The organism is Nostoc sp. DedQUE12b (assembly GCF_034530835.1).
Taxonomy (GTDB): Bacteria; Cyanobacteriota; Cyanobacteriia; order Cyanobacteriales; family Nostocaceae; genus Nostoc.
This window is the reverse complement of the sequence record NZ_JAVRCI010000012.1, coordinates 102,580-122,284: the sequence shown is the minus strand read 5'-3', so window position 1 is coordinate 122,284 and position 19,705 is coordinate 102,580. Positions and strand designations below refer to the sequence as shown.

Genomic DNA, 19,705 nt, shown 5'->3' with positions numbered 1-19,705 from the left:
CCCGAATTCAATAAACGACCACCCGAATTCAATAAACGACTACCCGAATTCAATATATTTATTGCATAAATTCTCAAAACCTCACCTGAAACCTGATTTACTAAGGTTTTAGCTTTAGTTTTACCCCACTCAACCATCACTGCGATTAAGTAGGTAATCTTTGGAATTTAAGAAGAAATTCGGCTTGTGTGTACACGATAGCCTTTATAAAGGGAGGTTTAGGGTGAGGTAAAATCCCAGTTAATCAGTTATTTCAGACTTGTGTGTACACACGATCTGCTTGCCAGAAAAAGTCAGGTGGATATATTTTCTATACACAAAGATACTACTGTGAAAAAGTTTGCTACAAGTAGTGTTATTTACGATTGTCATAATTAAAACAATTGACTCTCAACTATCAATGGTGAACTCTACCCTCGTCGTCACACTCTATGTCAACCCTATGACAGGGAATGATAGCAATACTGGTTCACGGTTGAGTCCATTTAAAAGCCTCACCCGTGCTTTAAAAGTAACCAAAATCCTGACGATAATTCATCTGGAGCCGGGGACTTACAACGCCGCTAGTGGCGAGGTATTTCCACTGATCGTCTCTGGAGGAGTGACAGTGGTGGGTAATGAAGCTAACAAAGGTGCAGGAATTGTAATTTCTGGGAGTGGTGAGTATCAAAGTCCCAGTTTTGGTATACAAAATATTACGCTGCTCTTGGTAGATAATGCCAATCTTTTAGGTGTAACTGTCACTAATCCCTCAGCCAAAGGTGCTGGTATCTGGATTGAATCAGCTACGCCTACTTTAAGTAACAATACTTTGAGCAACTGTGGGCGGGAAGGTGTGTTTACCACTGGTACTGCCAAACCCGCAATTTTAGATAACATATTTTTGCAAAATACTGCTAGCGGGTTAGTGATGGCAGGTCATAGCCAGGGAGAAGTACTGCGGAATGTATTTCAAAGAAACCCTTTAGGCATAGCAATTAGTGACTTTGCCGTTCCGACGATCGCCAATAATAAATTATCAGAAAATCGCACAGCGATCGCACTTTCTCGCAATGCCCAACCTGTGCTACGTCAAAATCTGATTACTAACAATACCCAAGGTGGTTTATTAGTCAATGGCAATGCAGTCCCCGATTTGGGTAATACCGAAGATCCAGGTGATAATATTTTTCGGGATCATAGTGAATTTGATTTATATAATGCCACTACAAAAAAGCTGATTTCCGTAGGTAATCAATTAAATCCTGCTCTAGTCAAGGGCTTGGTAGAATTACTCCCAACTAATCGAGTACACGCTTTGACACAATTCCCATCTTCCGAACTAGATGGACATTGGGCAGAACCATTTATTCAAGCATTAGTGAGCATGGATTTAACTCATGCTTTTGTTAATGGTAGCTACCAGCCAGATAAACCCATGACTCGCGCCCAATATGCAACAATGGTGGCGATCGCTTTTAACCCATTTCCCAAAATCCCATCTCCTGATTTTACGGATGTACCCAAGGATTTTTGGGCTTATAGCGCTATCCAAATCGCGGCTAGCGGTGGCTTTGTTGGTGGATTTAGCGATTGCACTTTCCGCCCCGATCAAAGTGTGCAGCGGCTACAGGTGATTGTCTCCCTAGTCAACGGACTGGGACTACCAGCTGTTGATCGTGATGTTTTAGAAATATATAGCGATCATCATACCATTCCCGACTACGCCCGGACAGCCGTTGCCACTGCCACACAACGGGGAATTGTTGTCAACTATCCAGATCCGAAAGTGCTTGCACCTTTACGTTTAGCAACACGCGCCGAAGTTGCAGCGATGGTTTATCAGGCATTAGTCGCCCTTGGGCGAACATCTGCGATTAAATCAGTCTATGTGGGGTTGCATTCTAGAAGTTGACAAGTAAAATAGGGAACACTTGCCTATCGGCTGACAACTCTTGGAAAAATAAACCATGTAGTTAAAAGCACGCTAGGCTAATATGCGATGGGTGACAAATCTTAGACCTATTGCCTAAAGCTAATAGCCCCATGTTAACAACACTTCCAGACACCTCTGCCAACTTGGCGATCGCCTTATTAATTAACTATAGTTTCGATCTCAGTGGGTATAGTGCCAATGAGCTAGTTGAGCGTTGGCAAACGCAATACCCCCTTAATTGGCTACACCTGGCAGTGATTGAGGCACTATATCAAGGTCGTTATAAAGCGGTTTCCGTGCAGCAAATTTTAGTATTTTGGCAGCGCCGGGATCAGGCTACATATCATTTCAACATGGAATTTGAACGGATGATTTGTAGCAAATTTCCCCAAAGCTTAACCTCATCGGCTGCGCCAGCTCTACCGCCAGCCAAGAGAAAACCCACTTTAGAGCAAGTGACGAGTCCTCAATTACCACCAGCTAAGATTCGCAATGGCTATCAACACAGCAATACAACGACTCTCCAACTGAAAAGTTATGAACCAAAGACATCTTTGAGTGAAGAAGAAGGAAAGCAGGAAGATAGAGACAATAAAACTGTCTTGAAGTCTCCGCTTTCTGGGAAATTTACCTCTTCGGCAACCCTTGAGCGATTATCTGCTGTCAGCCAGAGGCAAACTTCACAAGAAAGCCCAGCGCCTTCCCAATCACAAAACCATCATCAACGACAGCCAAAACTGCTCCCACCTGCTCCTATTCATGCCCCAATCGGGCAATTTACTCCCGAAACAAGCGATCGCTCTGATTCTTTTACATCTAAACTCAAAGCTATGTCTAGCGAACATAACCCAGGTGTGGGGAGCAGGGGAGCAGAAGAACGGGGGAGCAGGAAAGCAGAGGAGTGGGGGAGCAGAGGAGCAGGGGAGCAGAAGAGCGGGGGAGCAGGGGGAAAATGACAAATGACAAATGAAAAATGACAAATGACATTTTATTCTGCAACTAACAGCTTAAAGCGCTCATCGTCGGCAATATCATCAAAATCGAGGTCAGTTGCTGCATCTTCTTTATACTTAGGATTAAGTTCAATTGCTTGTTGTAGAGTTAACAGAGATCGGTCAACTTGTCTTTGCAGTGCGTAACAGGCTGCTTTGTTGTAATAGGCACTGGCATAATCTGGCTTAATTTCTAAGGCTTTGTTAAAACTGGCGATCGCTTCATCATCGCGTCCCAATCTTACCAATGTATAACCGTGTTTATCCCAGATTTTGGGAGAATTGGGTTGGAATTCTAGCGCTTTATCAAAGGAGACTATTGCTTCTTCGTATTGTTCTAATGCTACTAGAGAAAGACCGCGATTTAACCAGGCAATGGCATCATCAGGTTTGATTTGTGTAGCTTTATCAAATGAGGCAAAGGCTTGCTGATGCTGTTGTAAGTTCCCAAAAGCAACGCCCTGATCGCACCAAGCTTGATGATAATCTGGCTGAATTGCAATCGCTTTATCATAAGATGCGATCGCATCTTGGTAGCGTTTTAACCTTCCCAGAGTTAAACCACGTTTTAACCAACTCACAGGTTCATCAGGTTGGATTTTCACTGCTTGGTTGTAAGCTGCGATCGCATCTTCATAGCGCCTTTGAGAAAACAGATCGTCTCCCTGTTTTACATACTCATCAGCAGTGAATTCTGGTTGTTGTGGCTGTTCCTGTCTTTCTTGCTCAACTTCAGAATTAACTACTTCTAGAATCGATTCCGGCGTAATTTCAGTTAGTTCTTGAAGAATCAGATCCTTTCTTTCTTGGGCATCCAATTGTAACTCAGAAAGTTGAGAAACAAACTCCGTTTCTAATCTTTCTAATTTCTCTAAAATGAGAATCTTTTGTTGTTGAGCATTCCATTGTAATTCCGAAAACTGCGAACTAAACTCAGAGCCAGATTTTTCTAAATTCTCAATGATTAGCTCTTGGGATTTTTGAGCATCAACTTGTAATTCAGATAATTGCAATTTAAATTCTGACTGCAATACTTCTAAACTTGCAATAATTTTATTTTTTTGTTCTTGAGCATCTACCTGTAGTTCAGATAATTGAGATTTAAGTTCCCGCTCAAATATACCTAAACTGTCAACGGCAATCTCTTTTTTATTTTGAGCATCAACCTGTAATTCGGATAACTTTTCTACAAATTCTGACTGTGATTTTGTTAAACTTTCAAAAATTATATCTTTTTGTTGTTGAGCATCAGACTGCCATCCAGAAAGTTGAGATATGAACTCAAACTTTGATATTTCTAAATCAGCAATGGCTAACTCTTGCTGTTGTTGCACACCTAACTTTAACTTAGACAGTTCTTCTGCGATCGCAGATGCTAATTTTCCTAAATTCTCCAGTGCTATATCTTTTTGTTGTTGAGCATCAAACTCTAACTTAGATAACCCCGAAGCAAATTTTGACTCTAAATTTTCTATATTTTCTTGAGATTTTTTTAGTTCCGCTTCTAATCTACTTAAAACCTGCACTTTAGCTAAATCTAGATCGGATATCAGAATAGATACATTTTCTTGTTCATTTTTAATTTTTTGTTGTAAAGCAGTTGCTTCCTGTTCTAACTCAGAATTTATTTTTTTTGCATCTTGAATAATATTTTCAGCTTCTTGTTTAACGGTGGTTAGCTGATTTTGTAATTGTTCCATTCTCTGGACTTGTTGCATTGCCCTATCAACAATTTCTCGGATTATCACCCGGCGCAACAGCCATAACAAAGCAATGACTGCGACTGGAAAGAGACTTAGTATAACTAGCCAAATATCGAGTAATATAGTTGTGCGACTAAAAGTGCTTTTAAAATCAGATTGAACTTGCTGTTGAATTCGTTTTTCTGCTCGTAGTCGTACTAATTCTTCCCGTTCTGAATTCGATAACACCGGAGTTGGAGTTAATGCTGGGTTGGGTGATGGTGCAGATTGTCCACTGGCGATTCCAATGGATAACAATAAGGGTAAAAATACAGTAGTGCTTTTTCCAATTAAAGCGAAAACAGCTTGATTTTTGCTCTGCATAACAACCATCTGAGTCTGTTGGTCAGTTTTTGAAGCGACGCGCCTCTCTCCAATCTATAACAGAATTAAGTGGTTAAATGTTGTAGAGGCAGTGTAAAATTCTGAGCAATCCTTAACTAATCCGTTTCCTCGCCCTGAGTGTACGTACAACTTTAGTCGGAGAGTACAGTCAAGTTTGTGACATTTTTTGGTGATGTACTACTATAACATTACTACGTTGTGAATACTGCTAAAGATGGTGAAAGTCAAGCAGTAAAAATAATAATTTATCAACCAGTGAAAGACAAAATGCGAAAGCATTGACGCTTTCTTAGACCATCCACTGAAGAAGGTTCGGACTGTATTTTTACAGATAACAGGGTGTTGAAACTGGAAGTTCTAGCTGTATGGGAAGTGTCATCTGTGGTTACTTCGCATTAACATTAGATTATCTATGGTCAGTAGACTACTTGTTCTCAAATTAACTTAACAAAGGCGGTAGAAAATGGGTCGCATAAATCCTTACACACTGCAATTGCAGATTACCCGAATGTTTGAGCAAGGGCAATCATTTTTTGCCACAACCAAGGTACAGGAATGGTTGAAAGAACGTAAACATAATCCAGAAGATTATGATATTATTTTCCATAAAAAACCTGCACCTCCTGGTTCCAAAGAAGTGATGGTTGTGGAAATTGAATTACGCCGCAAAGATGGACAACCTGTAGATCCGTGGTTGCAGGAACAAGCAAATCTCCATGCCTAATTTTCGCAACTATAGCAGTCCTAAATCAGATGTGAAAACTTCTTTTTCTTTTCTTGGCATTTCGCAGAAAAAGTGGTTTGTTCATTTTCACAGCTTAGATAGGATTGCTATATGTCAGGGCTACGCCTATGCCCCAACTCAAAACATAACCTACTGTAAATATTGAAATAAGTTTACACAAAATTTATATATATCTAACAACTTTAAAGATTTAACAAAGATCATCTTTTGTTGGTTGTTTCTTAACCTATATGCATTGGTTAAAAGTTTATTTAAGTGAAATTACAGAATTATTCATTTTTTAGTTTCGGAGCTTTTTTTGATGAAATTAGCTAAAGATATTAGCATGGCGGCTTTTGCTGTTGCTATCTCGGTTGCTGCTGTTGTTAAACCGACGCAAGCTGCCTTAGTTAATTATGATTTCACTGTAAATGCAACATCTGGCGATCGCCCCGGTCAGTATTTTGGCTCTTTTCGGTATGATGACTCGACCTTAACCAATACAGGTCTTGAGACATTGGGAGTGGAGAATGGATTAGCAGTGGCATTCAACTACTTAGGCACTAACTATACAGATGTAGATGATACTGATTTTAACAGTTTTCCTATAGCCAGTTTTAATAATGGCAAAATTCTGGGATTAAGCTATTTTGTTGCAGACCAATTTGCGATCGGAGGCGATCCCAATACTCCAGATGTAGGAGGCAACAAATTTTTTGTGATTAACCAATCAGTAAATGCAACACAAGTAGGTACTGTAAGCTACGCTAAAGTACCCGAACCGTTAGCTCTTGGTGGTACGGCTTTTGCTGCTGTTATGGGATTGTGGATGCAACGCAAGAAGAGAGCAACAAAAGTTATGGGTTAATAGGTATAAGTCAATCACCTTATCCTTGACCCTAAACACGGGCAAGGATAAGGTAATTTAAAAGTATTTAAAAGACTTCGCTAAATTAATCTGTTCCCATAGTCTTTAAAGACCACCAATAACGCCACCGTCATTACGGGTAATTACTACCACTGATGAACGTGGGCGACCAGATGGGCCATAACCTTGACTGTTAGGCCAATTGCTCGATAGCGTGGGATTCGAGGCATTCCCACTATCACCTGGGTGTTGGATGTTGACAAACATTGCTTTGCCATCGGGTGTACTAGTAATACCAGTTACTTCACAATCCGTAGGGCTAGTCAAGAAGCGCCTAACTTGTTTGGTATTGGGGTCAGCACACGACATAGTGTTGCTACCGATGTTTGTCAAGTCACCACGACCATCACCTGCATGGTCGGTCTGAACCCAGAGGCGACCGAAGTCGTCGAACCAGAGACCATCTGGTGAACTTAAATCGTCACCTTTAATGTTGCCTTTGAGATTTGCTTCGGGTCTAGTTTTGTCGCCAGCTTCAAAGAAAATATCCCATTTAAAAGTTGTAGCTGTAACGCTGCGTCCATCTTCGCGCCAGCGAATGATATGACCGTAACGGTTGTCAGGGCGTGGGTTGGGAGGATTCACGGGAGGACGCGCACCGCCTGCTGCTGTTGTGCCGTCTGGTTGGTTGGAGGAAACTGGGGTTGTGCCACGACGAGTATTATTGGTCAGCGTGCAATAGACTTCAATCTCTTTATATCCACCAATCCGAGGACGCACAGCTACCCACTCTGGGCGATCCATCATGGTTGCGCCGACGCGATCGCCAGCTTGTCTTGTCTTGATAAGCACCTCAGCTTGGCTTCTGAAACCATTTTCTGGTGTCAAACCACGCTGACCGTACACCAAAGGAATCCACTCACCAGTACCGTTGTCATTGAATTTGGCAACGTACAAAACACCGTTATCGAGCAAATCGCGGTTAGCAGAACGATTTCCGGGATTGAAAGGTTGGGCACAAACGAACTTGTAGATATACTCGTTGCGCTCGTCGTCACCCTGATAGAAAGCAACACGCTTATTGTCGTCAACCACAACCTGAGCGCTCTCATGCTTGAACCGACCAAGGGCAGTGCGCTTGACTGGTTTGCTTTGCGGATTGTAGGGATCAATCTCGACCACCCAACCAAATAAATGGGGTTCAAGTGGGTTGCTGCTGGCATCAAAGCGTGGATCAATCTCCGGCCAGCGATAGCTAGATGATGTTGAAATGCCGTAGCGATTTTGTCCTGCCAAAATATCGGACTTTTCGATGCCCTCAATTGCAACTACATCTCCTGTGGGATTAGCAAAGTAGCCGTTCCAGTTCTCTTCACAGGTCAAGTAAGTGCCCCAAGGTGTGTGACCGTTGGCGCAGTTGTTGATTGTGCCATAAGCAGTGTAGCCGTCGTTGAGTGTGCCAGTGTCAACAGAGCCAGTTGGCCGAATTGAAAACTTCTTCGACTTTAACAAGGCATCGCCAGCCGCAGGCCCCGAAACTCTGATTTCAGTGTTAGCAGTAATGCGGCGACCATAAGACGAATTACGATTAAAACTCCACTCATTGCCATTTTTAGAAATTTCTACAACAGACACACCATGAGCAGCCTGAGACTTCCGTACCTTGGCAATTGTGACTACATCCAGACCATCTGGATGCAAAATTGATTCCTGGGTATATTCATGGTTGACGCACAGTAGACCAGTATTAATTGGCTTATTTACAAAGCCCCTTAGTGATCTTGTTTGTGAACTTACTGTCCGACCAACAACATTCCCTAGTTGTAAAGGAAAGTAGTACATACCGTCATTGTGCATACCAAACTGCTTTTCTTGAGCAGCCGCATCCTGAGAAGCGTCTGGTAGCCAAGTCGGGCCACCAGGCGCGATCGGATCTCCCCAAGCAATCAGTACTTTGGCTGTATAACCTTCAGGAACACTGACAAGATCCTTTTCCAGTAGTCCAGTAGCTGGGTTGAGTAGATTTGGTGGGATGCTCTTGAAGCCTATGCCAGCAAATCCCTTTCCCTTGGGAATTGGGGCTGCATCAACACTTTGGAGAAAGCCACCGATGGAAACATCGCCCACAACAGTTAGCACCGACGTACCCACAGCCGTCATGATGAACCGCCGCCGACTCAAGCTAACGCGGTCAATCACATCACGAATTGACTCGTTACCAGATGGGTTGAGGGTCAAATTGTTTTTAGGGTGAGAGCGTCCTTTCATTCTTTGTTCTCCGTTTAAGGCTTACGAGGTTGCTATTCAGTTCATTTCTCAATAACATGAGTAATTTGGTAAATAAAAACTCTATATATTTACAACAATTACTTAGATTTTTATTGAGATTTGACACATATTTAACAGCTAATAAATAGCAATGAATAACAAATTAAGACTGTCTAATTTTGCTTACACAGACTAAAGTAGTCATGTTTCCCTTAATTTAGTTACTAAGTATTAACATCAGGTTATATATTGATTAATTTGAATTTATCAATAACTTTTTTTAATAAGAATATGTTTTCGATAATAGAAGAATTCAGAGTCACGGGTCTGAATCTCCGACTGATTGAAGACCAGCAAACTTTCAATTTGGTAGGGGTTTTATACCAATTCCCAATTCACAATTCGCAATGGGCTAACGCCCCGCTCCGCTAACGCGATTAAAAAACTTAGAGATACTTGCCTTTCAGGGTTTACATCTGTTTCATAATTTTAGTGAATAGGTATTACAGCTATTTTCAGGTAGATAGACCACGCAGTAGGGGCGCAAGGTCTTGCGCCCCTAAGACAGGTGTGGTTCAAATATATGAAAACTGCTGTAAAGCGAATTATTCAGACATTGGTAGACTTGCTCTCAGGGTTTGTGCTATACGCTTTTGCGGTTATAATTCAGAATGAATTGTGTTTGATAAATACAGATGGCTATCTGAGACTAAATTTCGACAAATAATAACTGTATGATGGGTAATAACACAAACATAAAAATTAAGGTCTTCGGCATCAATAAACAGTCTTTATCCTACAAAATGAAGTTATTAAAAATAATGTAATATGTGAGTCAAAGCTGATATATTACCGCAGATATAATAACCGCTTAAGAATAAATTTTTAGGCGGGTAATGGTGCTAATTGAGAGTGTTATAAAATATCAGCTTAAATAAACTTACTGCGAGAATTTTTCGGGCGGATACCAATTACAGATGGTCGGGGAATACCTGTAGCTTGCTCCTTACCACCATCATTTTTTGAGATATTACTCGGCCAACTACTGCCACGAGGTAAACTCCGAGTTTGATTAAATGTACTACCATTCAAATCTAGTAATTCAATGCTGCGACTCAGCATTGTGCCATCGTTAATTGGACAATCTTCACCAGGATGTTGTACTGAAATAATCAGTGTATTTCCGACAAAACTTGGCCCGGTCATCTCACAACGCACTGGCCCATGAGCAAATGGTATTACCTGTCCGGCATTTGCACCACTGGTCGGGATATAAAACAGCCAGTTATTACCGAATACTCCGGTAAAATCAGAAACATTACCGCTAGCCGTATGATCGATTTTGGTTTGCTTACCTTCAGCACCTACATTAAAACCATTGTGAGTGCCGGTAGACATATCTGTGACACCCCAAACATTTCTCTGATTGTCAAAAACTAGATTATCAACGTTGGCAAAACCAGCACCATTAACTGAACCGGCTTCGCCGCCTTGGGCAAATCTCTGCCACCGGAAGGTTAAACCTGTGGCATCGGCACTATCTTCAATAATTTTGTACAGTCCTCCTGATTGCTGAGTCGCCTTGGTATCTGTACTTAACTTGGCAACTTGAAAAATCCGCGAATCAGGATAACCATCGCTTCCCGGCGCACCATCAGTATAGGCAATAAAGACTTCTTTGGTGGTTGGATGCACTTCTATATCTTCTGGACGCGCTGTGGGAGTTCCCCCAACTAAATTTGCAGCTAAAAAGGCGTCGGCAAGTACAGCACCTTGGCTAGAGTAGAAGTCAGAGAGTTTCTTATTTTGATAATCAGGTAGTGCTTTTGCTTCGTTAGTGCGATCGCATTTAAATGTACCACCATCTTTGGTTTCACCTGCAATCCCATTGCGTCTCGGTAGTGGTAAAAGACCTTCTTTTTGTACTTTCTGCAAGGCAGCAAATTCTACGGAAGATAGAACTGTCGGCGTAATTGGATTGGTAGCGGTAGTTAAAAGTAACGGTATCCATTTACCTGTACCGTCTGGATTGTAACGGGCAACATACAAAGTTCCCTTTTCCCATAAGCTACTGTTCGTTTTACTGGTGGGTGAAGAAATAGTGTTTGCGCTGACAAATTTCCAAGTGTGTCCCCCCCGTCTGTCATCACCCAAATAAGCAACCAATTTTTTGCCTTTTTCAACGCGTAGGGCAACATTTTCATGGCGAAAACGACCCAACGAAGTGTGTTTGCGGGGACGAAATTTCGGATTTTTAGGGTCAATTTCGACAATCCAGCCGTATTTTTCGCCAACTAATCCAAAAGTCTTGCCGATAGTTTTCTCTGTATAATCTGTCTGAGTACCATTAGCTTTGACTCCTTCTGTAACGCTATTTTGGAAGTTCTCTTCCGCAGATAAAATTGTTCCCCAAGGAGTTTTACCGCCAGAACAGTTGAAAGCTGTACCAATAATTTTGTTGCCCAATTCATCAGAAGAAAGATTAAAAACTTGGGTTGCAGCTGGGCCAGTTCCGATTAAATAATTTTTGTCACCTTTTTGATGATTGCGACTTCCCCAAGCTGTGATACTTTTGTAATCATCATTGCGTTGGCTATTGATACCCAACCCAGAAAGACCATGAAGGCGGCGATTTTTGGCATCTTTGACTACAGCAAAACGTTTATTCTTATTCTGGCGAGAGATGCGAACAATTGAGCCGCCTTGATTATATAAAAATTCCCCTTCAACTTCAATATTTTTGCTGGAGGGTAAAGCCCAACCAATTACGTTTTCAAATGCATCGGGTAGTCCTTTCAGATCGGATGAATCTTCTACTACTAAACTAGAAAATGGAAAACTAACGTATTCATGATTCACCCATAAATACCCGACATTATCAGTTTTACTAAGGGGAATAAACCCAGTGAAATCGTTGTTGTAACCGAAATAATCATCTTTGTTGGGAAAGACGCGATCGCCCCAACTGACAATTACATAACGTTCGTACTCTGGCGGTACTACCACATCATCAATAACGTTATAGCTACTTAACTTAATATCCGCAGATGCATTAACTACTTCTCCCTGACCAATTCCTGTTGGCAAGAAATTTTTCTGTTGTTCATAAATTGGTAGGGGATGTGGTAGGCGTATAGGTGTAAAGCTGATACTGGGCGTTTTTGCTTCTGCAACTCTAGCAAAAGTATTTAGGAGTTTGTCTCCCAAAATAGCAGCACCAGTACTGCCAGCAAAAAATATTAAAAGTTCTCTCCGGCTTAATTTAGACATTCAACTTTCCTCTGTGTGACAGGAAAAAATAGTAGAAATCAACTCTAATTTTTAAGAATTTGTGGTATTTTAAATACCTAATAAATTATTAATAATAAAAAAATAATTATTTTATTATTTACTTTAGTTGAAAATGATTAAGCTGAGGTTATAAATGAATTAACTAAAAATTATCACCTCTTACTATTTCCTTAGCCCAAATCAAGTAAGGAACAGTGTCAGCGTCCCATCTGTCCTATCCTGGAGATGGATAAATCAATAGTGTTGTGGGTGAGACTGTGTTTTTCAGCGTTGTGATACCGACTTATAATCGCCAACCGATTTTAGAAAAGTGCCTCCGCGCCTTGGAGTTGCAGGAGTTAAGTCAGCCAAATTCAGTTACTGATTACGAGATTGTCTTGGTAGATGATGGTTCTACTGATGGCACATTGGAGTGGTTGGCAGCACACAAAGAAGAGTTTCCTCATGTGCGCTGGTTTGAGCAAGATCATGCTGGCCCAGCTGCGGCTCGGAATTTGGGGGTAGAACAGGCACAGGGAGACACAATTATCTTTATTGATAGCGATTTAGTAGTGCTGAAGAATTTCCTGCAAGCTCATGCTGAAGCACTAGTAAAGGGGAAAGAGAAATTGGGGAGCGATCGCTTTTTTACTTACGGTGCAGTTATTAATACTTGTAATTTCAACAATCCAACTGCTGAACCCTACAAAGTCACAGATTTTTCAGCAGCTTTTTTTGCTACTGGAAATGTAGCAATTCCTAAACATTGGTTAGATAAAGCGGGACTTTTTGATACTAGTTTTCAACTCTATGGCTGGGAAGATTTAGAATTAGGTGTGCGGCTGAAAAAATTAGGTTTGACACTAATTAAATGTCCAGAAGCCGTAGGATATCACTGGCATCCAGCATTTAACTTAGAGCAAATTCCCCGATTGATTGACCAAGAAATTCAACGCGGACGGATGGGAGTTTTGTTTTATCAAAAGCATCCTACATGGGAAGTGCGAATGATGATTCAAATGACTTGGCTGCACCGGTTACTTTGGGGAATTTTGTCACTTAACGGTGCGTTAAATGAACGGACAATGGCTCCGTTATTGCAATGGCTAATTAACTTAGGTAAACCACAATTGGCTTTAGAAATTGCCCGAATTTTCCTCAACTGGTATAACGTGAAGGGTGTTTATCAAGCCTATGCCGAAATGCAGCAAGTATCGTGATTGAATAGTGAGGAGTGCAGAGCTAGGTCTAATACCATTTTCAAAAAACTTTGCAACAGATGAATCGGTTGTAAGGGCGTATTGCAATCATTGGTGTCAACTTAACGTTATTGGCTAGTTTTAGGGCGTGTGGCGAGGGCGTGGTTAGTCGTCAACTTCAGAATTATTCATCAACTCGCGTAGGCGTCGTATGTTCTCAGGTTTTACGCTTAAGAGTGTGGGTTCACTCGCACTGTTCTCTGGCAGTTGCCGCAAGTCATCCTCAACTATGCATTAGATCCCTTAGTGTTCATATAGCTTGACGTAGAATTTTATATAAGTTATTACCGATAATGTTGGATATAGTTAAATGTAATAAATATGGACTTCAATCAGATAGAGAAAGTTTTTGATATTGCTTCTAAATTGATCCAAAGCTCTGAAGAAAATCCTAAACTAACGGTTTATCATTTGATTTATGATAACGCAGGTCTTGGTCATCTTGAGTTAGAGCAAACTTTGGTGTTATTAAAAGAGAGTGATTTAATTTCATTTACAGCTAAAGTTTTTAATGACGTAGACCCGATTTATTTGACTCATAAAGGTTTACAGAAATATCTACAATTGAGGCAAGCTAGAGAGTAATAAAATTAATTCCTTCAAGAGCGATCGCACCTTGTTCGCCGTATGCCTGTTTAGTGCCTGTAGATCCGTGAATGCTGTACCCTACAAACTCAAGAAATTTACACAGCCAAAGGTATTGTCAGACATTTGCTGCAAACATCTAAGGATAAAGAGGATACTAAATAACTTAAGTTTAACCGTAGGTACTCTTACACGCTACCTGCGGTCTTAACTCTTACCATCGCATTTCAAGAATTATTTCTGATCAACTGCAACAATATTGACTCAAGACTTTGTAATGCAGCGTTTGTGGTGCGCTGATGTTCTTCAAAATTACGTTGATGTTGTTCATGGCTATCACGTAATTCAAGTAACACATCATCCAAAATCGCACTACGACCCAAAACACGGTCAACGTTACTGGTTAGCTCTCTCATTTCTTGGCTTAGTTCATCCAGTTGTGCCTGTGTGTTAGCTTGTCTAATGGTTAAATTGTCTAATTGTTCTTGTGTACTAGTTTGTCTTTGTGCCAACCCCAAGATTATTTGTTCAATACGGTCTATTCGGTTAGGGAAATATTCGGGTGTATCAGTCATTTTCCTTGTATTTAACTCCTACAATTTTACTTTCTCCTTTGATTCAATATCCTCAAACAGCGATAAATATTGTTTTTAGGGCGGCGTGATAGTTAAATTATTTTATCGCTAGCACTACAAACCTAATACAAATAACGCGATTTTCTACTAGGATAACCCCACTAAGTCACAATTCCCCAAAGCGATCGCTACAGGAAATCAAAGGGTTATGCGGGTTAGGGGATGGTTAAGGCGGGTTAGTCTTCTACTTCAGAATTATTATATACTATGTCAAAATCGCTCCACCCATCAATCGTTCATACCGATACTTCAACTCTTCTTTCATCAAATACCAGCGCTCTAAAGTTGCATCCATCTCTATTATTTTCTCCGCTGCTTGCCGCGCTAAAAGTAAAACTTCCTCATCGTCAACCAAACTCGCTAAGGTAAAATCTGGCACTCCAGATTGACGAGTTCCCAGTACTTGCCCTGGGCCGCGAAAACGCATATCCATTTCAGAGATGAAAAAACCATCCTGAGATTGTTCTAATACCTTCAGCCGTTGTTGAGCATCAGGACTTCTAGAACTGCTCATTAACAGACAGTAAGATTGAGCCGCACCCCGACCGACACGCCCCCGCAGTTGGTGCAGTTGCGATAGTCCAAATCGCTCTGCATTTTCAATGAGCATTACTGTAGCATTAGGTACGTCTACACCTACCTCAACAACTGTAGTAGAAACCAAAATTTGCGTTTGGTTATCACGGAATTTGGTAATAGATTCATCCTTTTCGGCTGAACTCATACGACCGTGCAGCAGCCCCACTTGAAAATCGGGAAAAACGCTTTCTTGTAACTTTTGATGCTCGTCAACAGCCGATCGCAGATCCAATTTTTCTGATTCTTCCACTAATGGCAAAACTACATACACTTGTCTACCTTGGACAATTTCTCGGCGGATGAGGTCATAAGCATGGTTGCGTTGCTGACCTGACAATACTGTTGTCTGAATCTTTTGCCGTCCCGGTGGTAATTCATCAATCTGGCTCACATCCAAATCCCCGTGTATCGTCAGTGCTAAGGTTCGAGGAATAGGAGTTGCTGTCATAGTTAACACATGAGGTTGATTGCCTTTTTGCTGCAAACGTGCCCGTTGTTCTACCCCAAAGCGATGCTGTTCATCTATGACTACTAACCCTAATTGCTGAAAGTTTACAGGGTCTTGAATCAAGGCATGGGTTCCCACTAACAGAGGTAATTCACCAGTTCCTAACTGAGAATGTATTTGTCTTCGTTTAGCAGCTTTAGTCGAACCTGTAAGTAATTCCACTGGTAAATGCAGTAGATTAAACCAGCTAACTAACTTGCGATAATGTTGTTCTGCCAAAACTTCTGTGGGAGCCATCAGCGCCGCTTGGTAGCCAGATTGAATTGCTGCAAGGATAGCCAGCACGGCGACGACTGTTTTACCAGAACCGACATCACCTTGCACCAAACGATTCATTGGCACAGGTTTTTGTAAATCGTTGAGAATGTCGTTGAGAACTCGTTGCTGTGCGCCAGTGAGTTGAAAAGGCAGTATTTCGTGGAATTTCTCTACAAGTTGACCGCGTGGGACAAGGATGGCGCTGGTTTGAATCGCTCTTGCTTGCTGTTGACGTTGCAGTAACCCAAGTTGCAGGTAGAAAAATTCGTCAAAAACTAGGCGACGACGGGCAACTTGTAGGACGGCGCTATCACTGGGAAAATGGATATTAGCGATCGCATCTTTCAATTCCATCAAACCATATTTCTGCCGCAAACCACTTGGCAAAGGATCTTTCAGGTTAGCAGCAGCAGGCAAAGCAGCAATTACCGCCTGTCGCACTGTATTCGCCACCACGCCTTCAGTTAGTCCATAAATTGGTACTACCCGCCCAATATTTAGCGACTCAATCGTATCTCCTGGGCTTGCCAAAACCTCTAATTCTGGATTATCCAATGTCAAGCCGTATTTACTTTCTTTCACCAATCCACAGGCTGCCAGAATGCTACCTACTGGATAACGGCGTTTTAAACTTTCTTGCCAAGCGCGACTGCTAAAGCGCGTACCTGCGTAAAAACGGCCAATTTTGATTTGACCGCTGTTATCTTTTACTACCAATTCTAAAATTGATAATTTCTGATTTTTAGGGCTAGTAAAGCAGTTGCAACGCTTTACAGTTGCCACTATTGTCACCGTCTCACCCGCTTGTAACTCGCGGATATTCACCTGACGCGCATAATCAATATGGTCACGAGGATAGTAGAAAAGCAAGTCACGGACGGTATGTAAACCAAGCCGTGCCAAATTATCAGCTTTTTTAAGACCTATTTCTGGTAAATCACTGAGCTTTTGCTCAATTTTCGGTGCAAGTCTCCGACTCACCTCAGTAACAATTGGAGATTTTGGACTTCGGCTACGCTCAGTCGAACGATTTTGAACTTTGGATTGATAAGTTTTCCCTTGCTCCCCTGCCCCTCGGTCACTGAGCGTAGCCGAAGTGCTGCTCCCCTGCTTCTCTTGCTGTAGTTGGGAAAGATACCTACGAGTCTCTGCTACTAAATGCTGCCTTTCTTCCAGTGCTAGATGTGGATAACTAGCAAATTGCACTGCTAATCCTTGCCAACGGCGGCGTTCAATTTGGGGTAAGCCTGTTGGGAATTTGCCCAAAGTTAGGCTCAGAAATTCACTGAAACGATATTCTCTGCCCATCAAGTCTGTAAAGCCACGTTCAGCTTCTATTGCCAAGGCTTTGTGCAATCGTATCCAATCTGGTTTTTCATTAGTCATTGGTCAGCAGAGTTAGGAGTGAGGAGTTAGGAGTGAGGAGTTAGGAGTTAAGAATAAATAACTCATAACTCATAATTCATAACTCATAACTTTATTCAAACCAACTAGCGCGCCATGCAGCTTCCGCTTCAGCGATCGCCTTTTCTTTATATCTCTTTTTATACTCTCGTCCTAGTTTGTTTAGTTGAACTAAAATACTGCGGATTCGCTTGCGATCGGAGGAAAGTGTCACATCAGCAAATTCAATTTCTCCTAGCCGCAAGTTAATAGCCATAATTTGAGTCAGTCCAGAATCTTCTGACTGTTGCTCATTTTCAATTTCAATTACTAAGTTTAATAAATTGGGTGGCCCTGGCATGACCTCAGCAGATGCTTCTGATGCTGCCGCTGCTGCTGCTAAAATCGGCTCTGGTAATTTTTTTGGCAATACTCCAGCTTTTTGTAACAAAAGATTAGCATCATGCGAAAGTTTTTTCAGTATCTCTTGCGCAACCTCTTCTAATTTTTGTTGCCATTTTGCTAGTTCTATAGGATCGGAGGTGTTGGCAGTGAGATACTGAGAATTAGAAGTATCCAGAAATAGTGAAGATGAAGAAGGTATTATTTCTTCATCCACCTCATCCATTTCATCTCCCTCATCCATCTCATCCACCTCATCTTCCCCTGATTCTTCACTTGTGAGATAAATGAGCAATTGTTCAGCTGCCAGTTGACCCAACTTACGAATAGCTTGTTGCAATTGTTGGCGCTGATTCAATGACAAATGCAAAAAGTTTTCGGGATATCCTTGGGTACAAAGATGGTAACTTGCGAGAATCAACTGTTTGCGTACAGCTAGTCCCAAGGTATTTAGATAACTAGCATAAGCACTTTGTAGTTCGATTGCGATCGCGCGGATCGCTTCTTGGAGTGCTGCAATATCCTGCTCAATTCGCTCGATTGCTCTTGCCATATTTTTTCGCTCTTGCCCATCTGAACCATTACATAGTACAAATGTACAAACTTATTTTAGGATAACTTTTCAGAGAATTTTATATTTTAAATTAAATGCGATATTTCACGTCTTTTACTAAATAAAAGACAGGCCAAGCAAATAACCTGACCTGTTTTTTAAAGAGTCATTAGTCATTCGTCCTTTGTCCTTGGTAAAGGCTAATGACTAATGACCAATGACTAATATTACTTAGTGCCCATTTGTGCAGCGACTTCATCAGCAAAGCTGATTTCTTGCTTTTCAATGCCTTCGCCCAATATATAACGGACAAAGCGAGTCACTTGAATCTCCTCGCCTAATTGTGCCTTCACTTGCTTTATCAAGTCTTCCACGGAAATACTCTGATCGCGAATGTAAGGCTGATCGAGCAAAGTCAATTCTTTCAGGCGTTTTTCAATCCGTCCCTGAACAATCTTTTCTTTGATGTTTTCAGGCTTGTTCGCTAAATCATCCTTGCCCATTTCAATGTCTTTTTCCTTTTGGGCAATTTCGGCGGGGATTTGGTCTACGCTCACATACTCGACATTGGGACAAGCTGCAACTTGCATTGCAGTGTTCCGTGCCAAGGTTTGGAACTCTGAATTAGCAGCCACTGACTCAGTTTGGGAACCCAGTTCTACTAATACACCAACTCGACCGCCAGTATGAATGTAGCTGTCTACTACACCTTGTGTGCCTTCTGCTATTGCAAAATTAACAAAGCGGCGCACTTGGATGTTTTCACCAAGGGTGGCAATAGTTTGCTTGATGGATTCTTCTACAGTCGCACTTTCATTCTCAATATAGGGTTGAGCCAGCAAAGACTCAACACTATCAGCTGTCGCTGCTTGCTTTGCTAGATTCTTAACTAAAGCTTTAAAAGCCTCATTACGAGCAACAAAGTCGGTTTGGCAGTTGACTTCTATGAGTACACCTACTCCACCTCCGGGCTGAATGTAAGTGTCTACTAGACCTTCTGCCGCAATGCGATCGCTTTTTGCCCCCGCCTTAGAGATGCCCTTTTTCCGTAGCCAGTCTGCGGCTTCTTCTACGTTGCCTTCAGTCTCTATCAGCGCCTTTTTGCAGTCCATCATGCCAGCACCAGTTTTTTGGCGTAGCTCTTGGACGAGTTTTGCAGATATTTCCGCCATGTTGCCTCAATTCCTAACTTGACCTCGAGTTGTAATCACTCACCTAATTTAGTACTGAGTACTGAGTTTTGTTAGCGTTAGCGGGGCGTTTAGCCCGTGCTGAATTTTGAGTGTTCAGTTATCAATTTTATTCTTCATTGACAAATCACAACTTACAACTTCAAAAATCAAGACTCAGCACCTATTCAATTTGCTGAGTCTTTCTATCTTACTCAGCACTCAGCACTCAGCACTCAGCACTCAGCAC

General features: G+C 41.6%; 13 protein-coding genes. 6 read left to right on the top strand and 7 right to left on the bottom strand.

The genetic code is table 11. From position 1 onward, the window contains the following. Positions 1 to 400: 400 nt before the first annotated feature. Together RMY16_RS09040 and RMY16_RS09035 are read left to right on the top strand one after the other, a co-directional pair. Positions 401 to 1,894, top strand: a complete 1,494-nt coding sequence (locus RMY16_RS09040) for a DUF1565 domain-containing protein (protein WP_322736096.1) — start codon at positions 401 to 403, stop codon at positions 1,892 to 1,894. A gap of 131 nt (positions 1,895 to 2,025) precedes the next feature. Continuing rightward, positions 2,026 to 2,871, top strand: coding sequence for a hypothetical protein (locus tag RMY16_RS09035; RefSeq protein ID WP_322736095.1), 846 nt, complete (start codon positions 2,026 to 2,028; stop codon positions 2,869 to 2,871). Positions 2,872 to 2,903: 32 nt separating this feature from the next. Here the strand turns inward: RMY16_RS09035 and RMY16_RS09030 are convergent, their stop codons facing one another. Beyond that, positions 2,904 to 4,973, bottom strand: coding sequence for a tetratricopeptide repeat protein (locus RMY16_RS09030; protein WP_322736094.1), 2,070 nt, complete (start codon positions 4,971 to 4,973; stop codon positions 2,904 to 2,906). A 484-nt stretch (positions 4,974 to 5,457) separates the two neighbouring features. On the opposite strand from RMY16_RS09030, the gene RMY16_RS09025 reads away from it, so the two are divergent. Continuing rightward, the gene (locus RMY16_RS09025; RefSeq protein WP_194043036.1) at positions 5,458 to 5,718 is read left to right on the top strand and encodes a hypothetical protein; all 261 of its coding nucleotides are present in this window, start codon (positions 5,458 to 5,460) and stop codon (positions 5,716 to 5,718) included. A 322-nt stretch (positions 5,719 to 6,040) separates the two neighbouring features. Then, positions 6,041 to 6,586: a PEP-CTERM sorting domain-containing protein gene (locus RMY16_RS09020; protein WP_322736093.1), complete on the top strand. Its 546-nt coding sequence runs from the start codon at positions 6,041 to 6,043 to the stop codon at positions 6,584 to 6,586. 105 nt (positions 6,587 to 6,691) lie between these two features. Here RMY16_RS09020 and RMY16_RS09015 read toward each other — a convergent pair whose 3' ends face one another. Next, a complete protein-coding gene (locus tag RMY16_RS09015; RefSeq protein ID WP_322736092.1) occupies positions 6,692 to 8,854 on the bottom strand; it encodes a PhoX family phosphatase in 2,163 nt (720 codons plus the stop codon). Between the two features lie 930 nt (positions 8,855 to 9,784). Then, positions 9,785 to 12,124, bottom strand: coding sequence for a PhoX family phosphatase (locus tag RMY16_RS09010; RefSeq protein WP_322736091.1), 2,340 nt, complete (start codon positions 12,122 to 12,124; stop codon positions 9,785 to 9,787). Between the two features lie 278 nt (positions 12,125 to 12,402). Here RMY16_RS09010 and RMY16_RS09005 point away from each other — a divergent pair, with 278 nt between their 5' ends. Both RMY16_RS09005 and RMY16_RS09000 read left to right on the top strand, forming a co-directional pair. Further along, positions 12,403 to 13,344, top strand: coding sequence for a glycosyltransferase family 2 protein (locus RMY16_RS09005; protein WP_322736099.1), 942 nt, complete (start codon positions 12,403 to 12,405; stop codon positions 13,342 to 13,344). A gap of 360 nt (positions 13,345 to 13,704) precedes the next feature. After that, positions 13,705 to 13,968 carry a hypothetical protein gene (locus RMY16_RS09000; RefSeq protein ID WP_322736090.1) on the top strand — a complete coding sequence of 88 codons (264 nt, stop codon included), beginning with the start codon at positions 13,705 to 13,707 and terminating at the stop codon, positions 13,966 to 13,968. Between the two features lie 227 nt (positions 13,969 to 14,195). Here the strand turns inward: RMY16_RS09000 and RMY16_RS08995 are convergent, their stop codons facing one another. The 4 genes from RMY16_RS08995 to tsf all read right to left on the bottom strand — a co-directional run bounded on the left by RMY16_RS08995 (position 14,196) and on the right by tsf (position 19,458). Continuing rightward, positions 14,196 to 14,543: a hypothetical protein gene (locus tag RMY16_RS08995; protein WP_322736089.1), complete on the bottom strand. Its 348-nt coding sequence runs from the start codon at positions 14,541 to 14,543 to the stop codon at positions 14,196 to 14,198. Positions 14,544 to 14,808: 265 nt separating this feature from the next. Beyond that, on the bottom strand, positions 14,809 to 17,334 hold the full coding sequence (gene recG, locus RMY16_RS08990; protein ID WP_322736088.1) for an ATP-dependent DNA helicase RecG: 2,526 nt from the start codon (positions 17,332 to 17,334) through the stop codon (positions 14,809 to 14,811). A 91-nt stretch (positions 17,335 to 17,425) separates the two neighbouring features. After that, positions 17,426 to 18,286, bottom strand: a complete 861-nt coding sequence (locus RMY16_RS08985) for a hypothetical protein (protein WP_322736087.1) — start codon at positions 18,284 to 18,286, stop codon at positions 17,426 to 17,428. Positions 18,287 to 18,513: 227 nt separating this feature from the next. After that, a complete protein-coding gene (tsf, locus tag RMY16_RS08980) occupies positions 18,514 to 19,458 on the bottom strand; it encodes a translation elongation factor Ts (RefSeq protein ID WP_322736086.1) in 945 nt (314 codons plus the stop codon). Between the last annotated feature and the right edge of the window lie 247 nt (positions 19,459 to 19,705).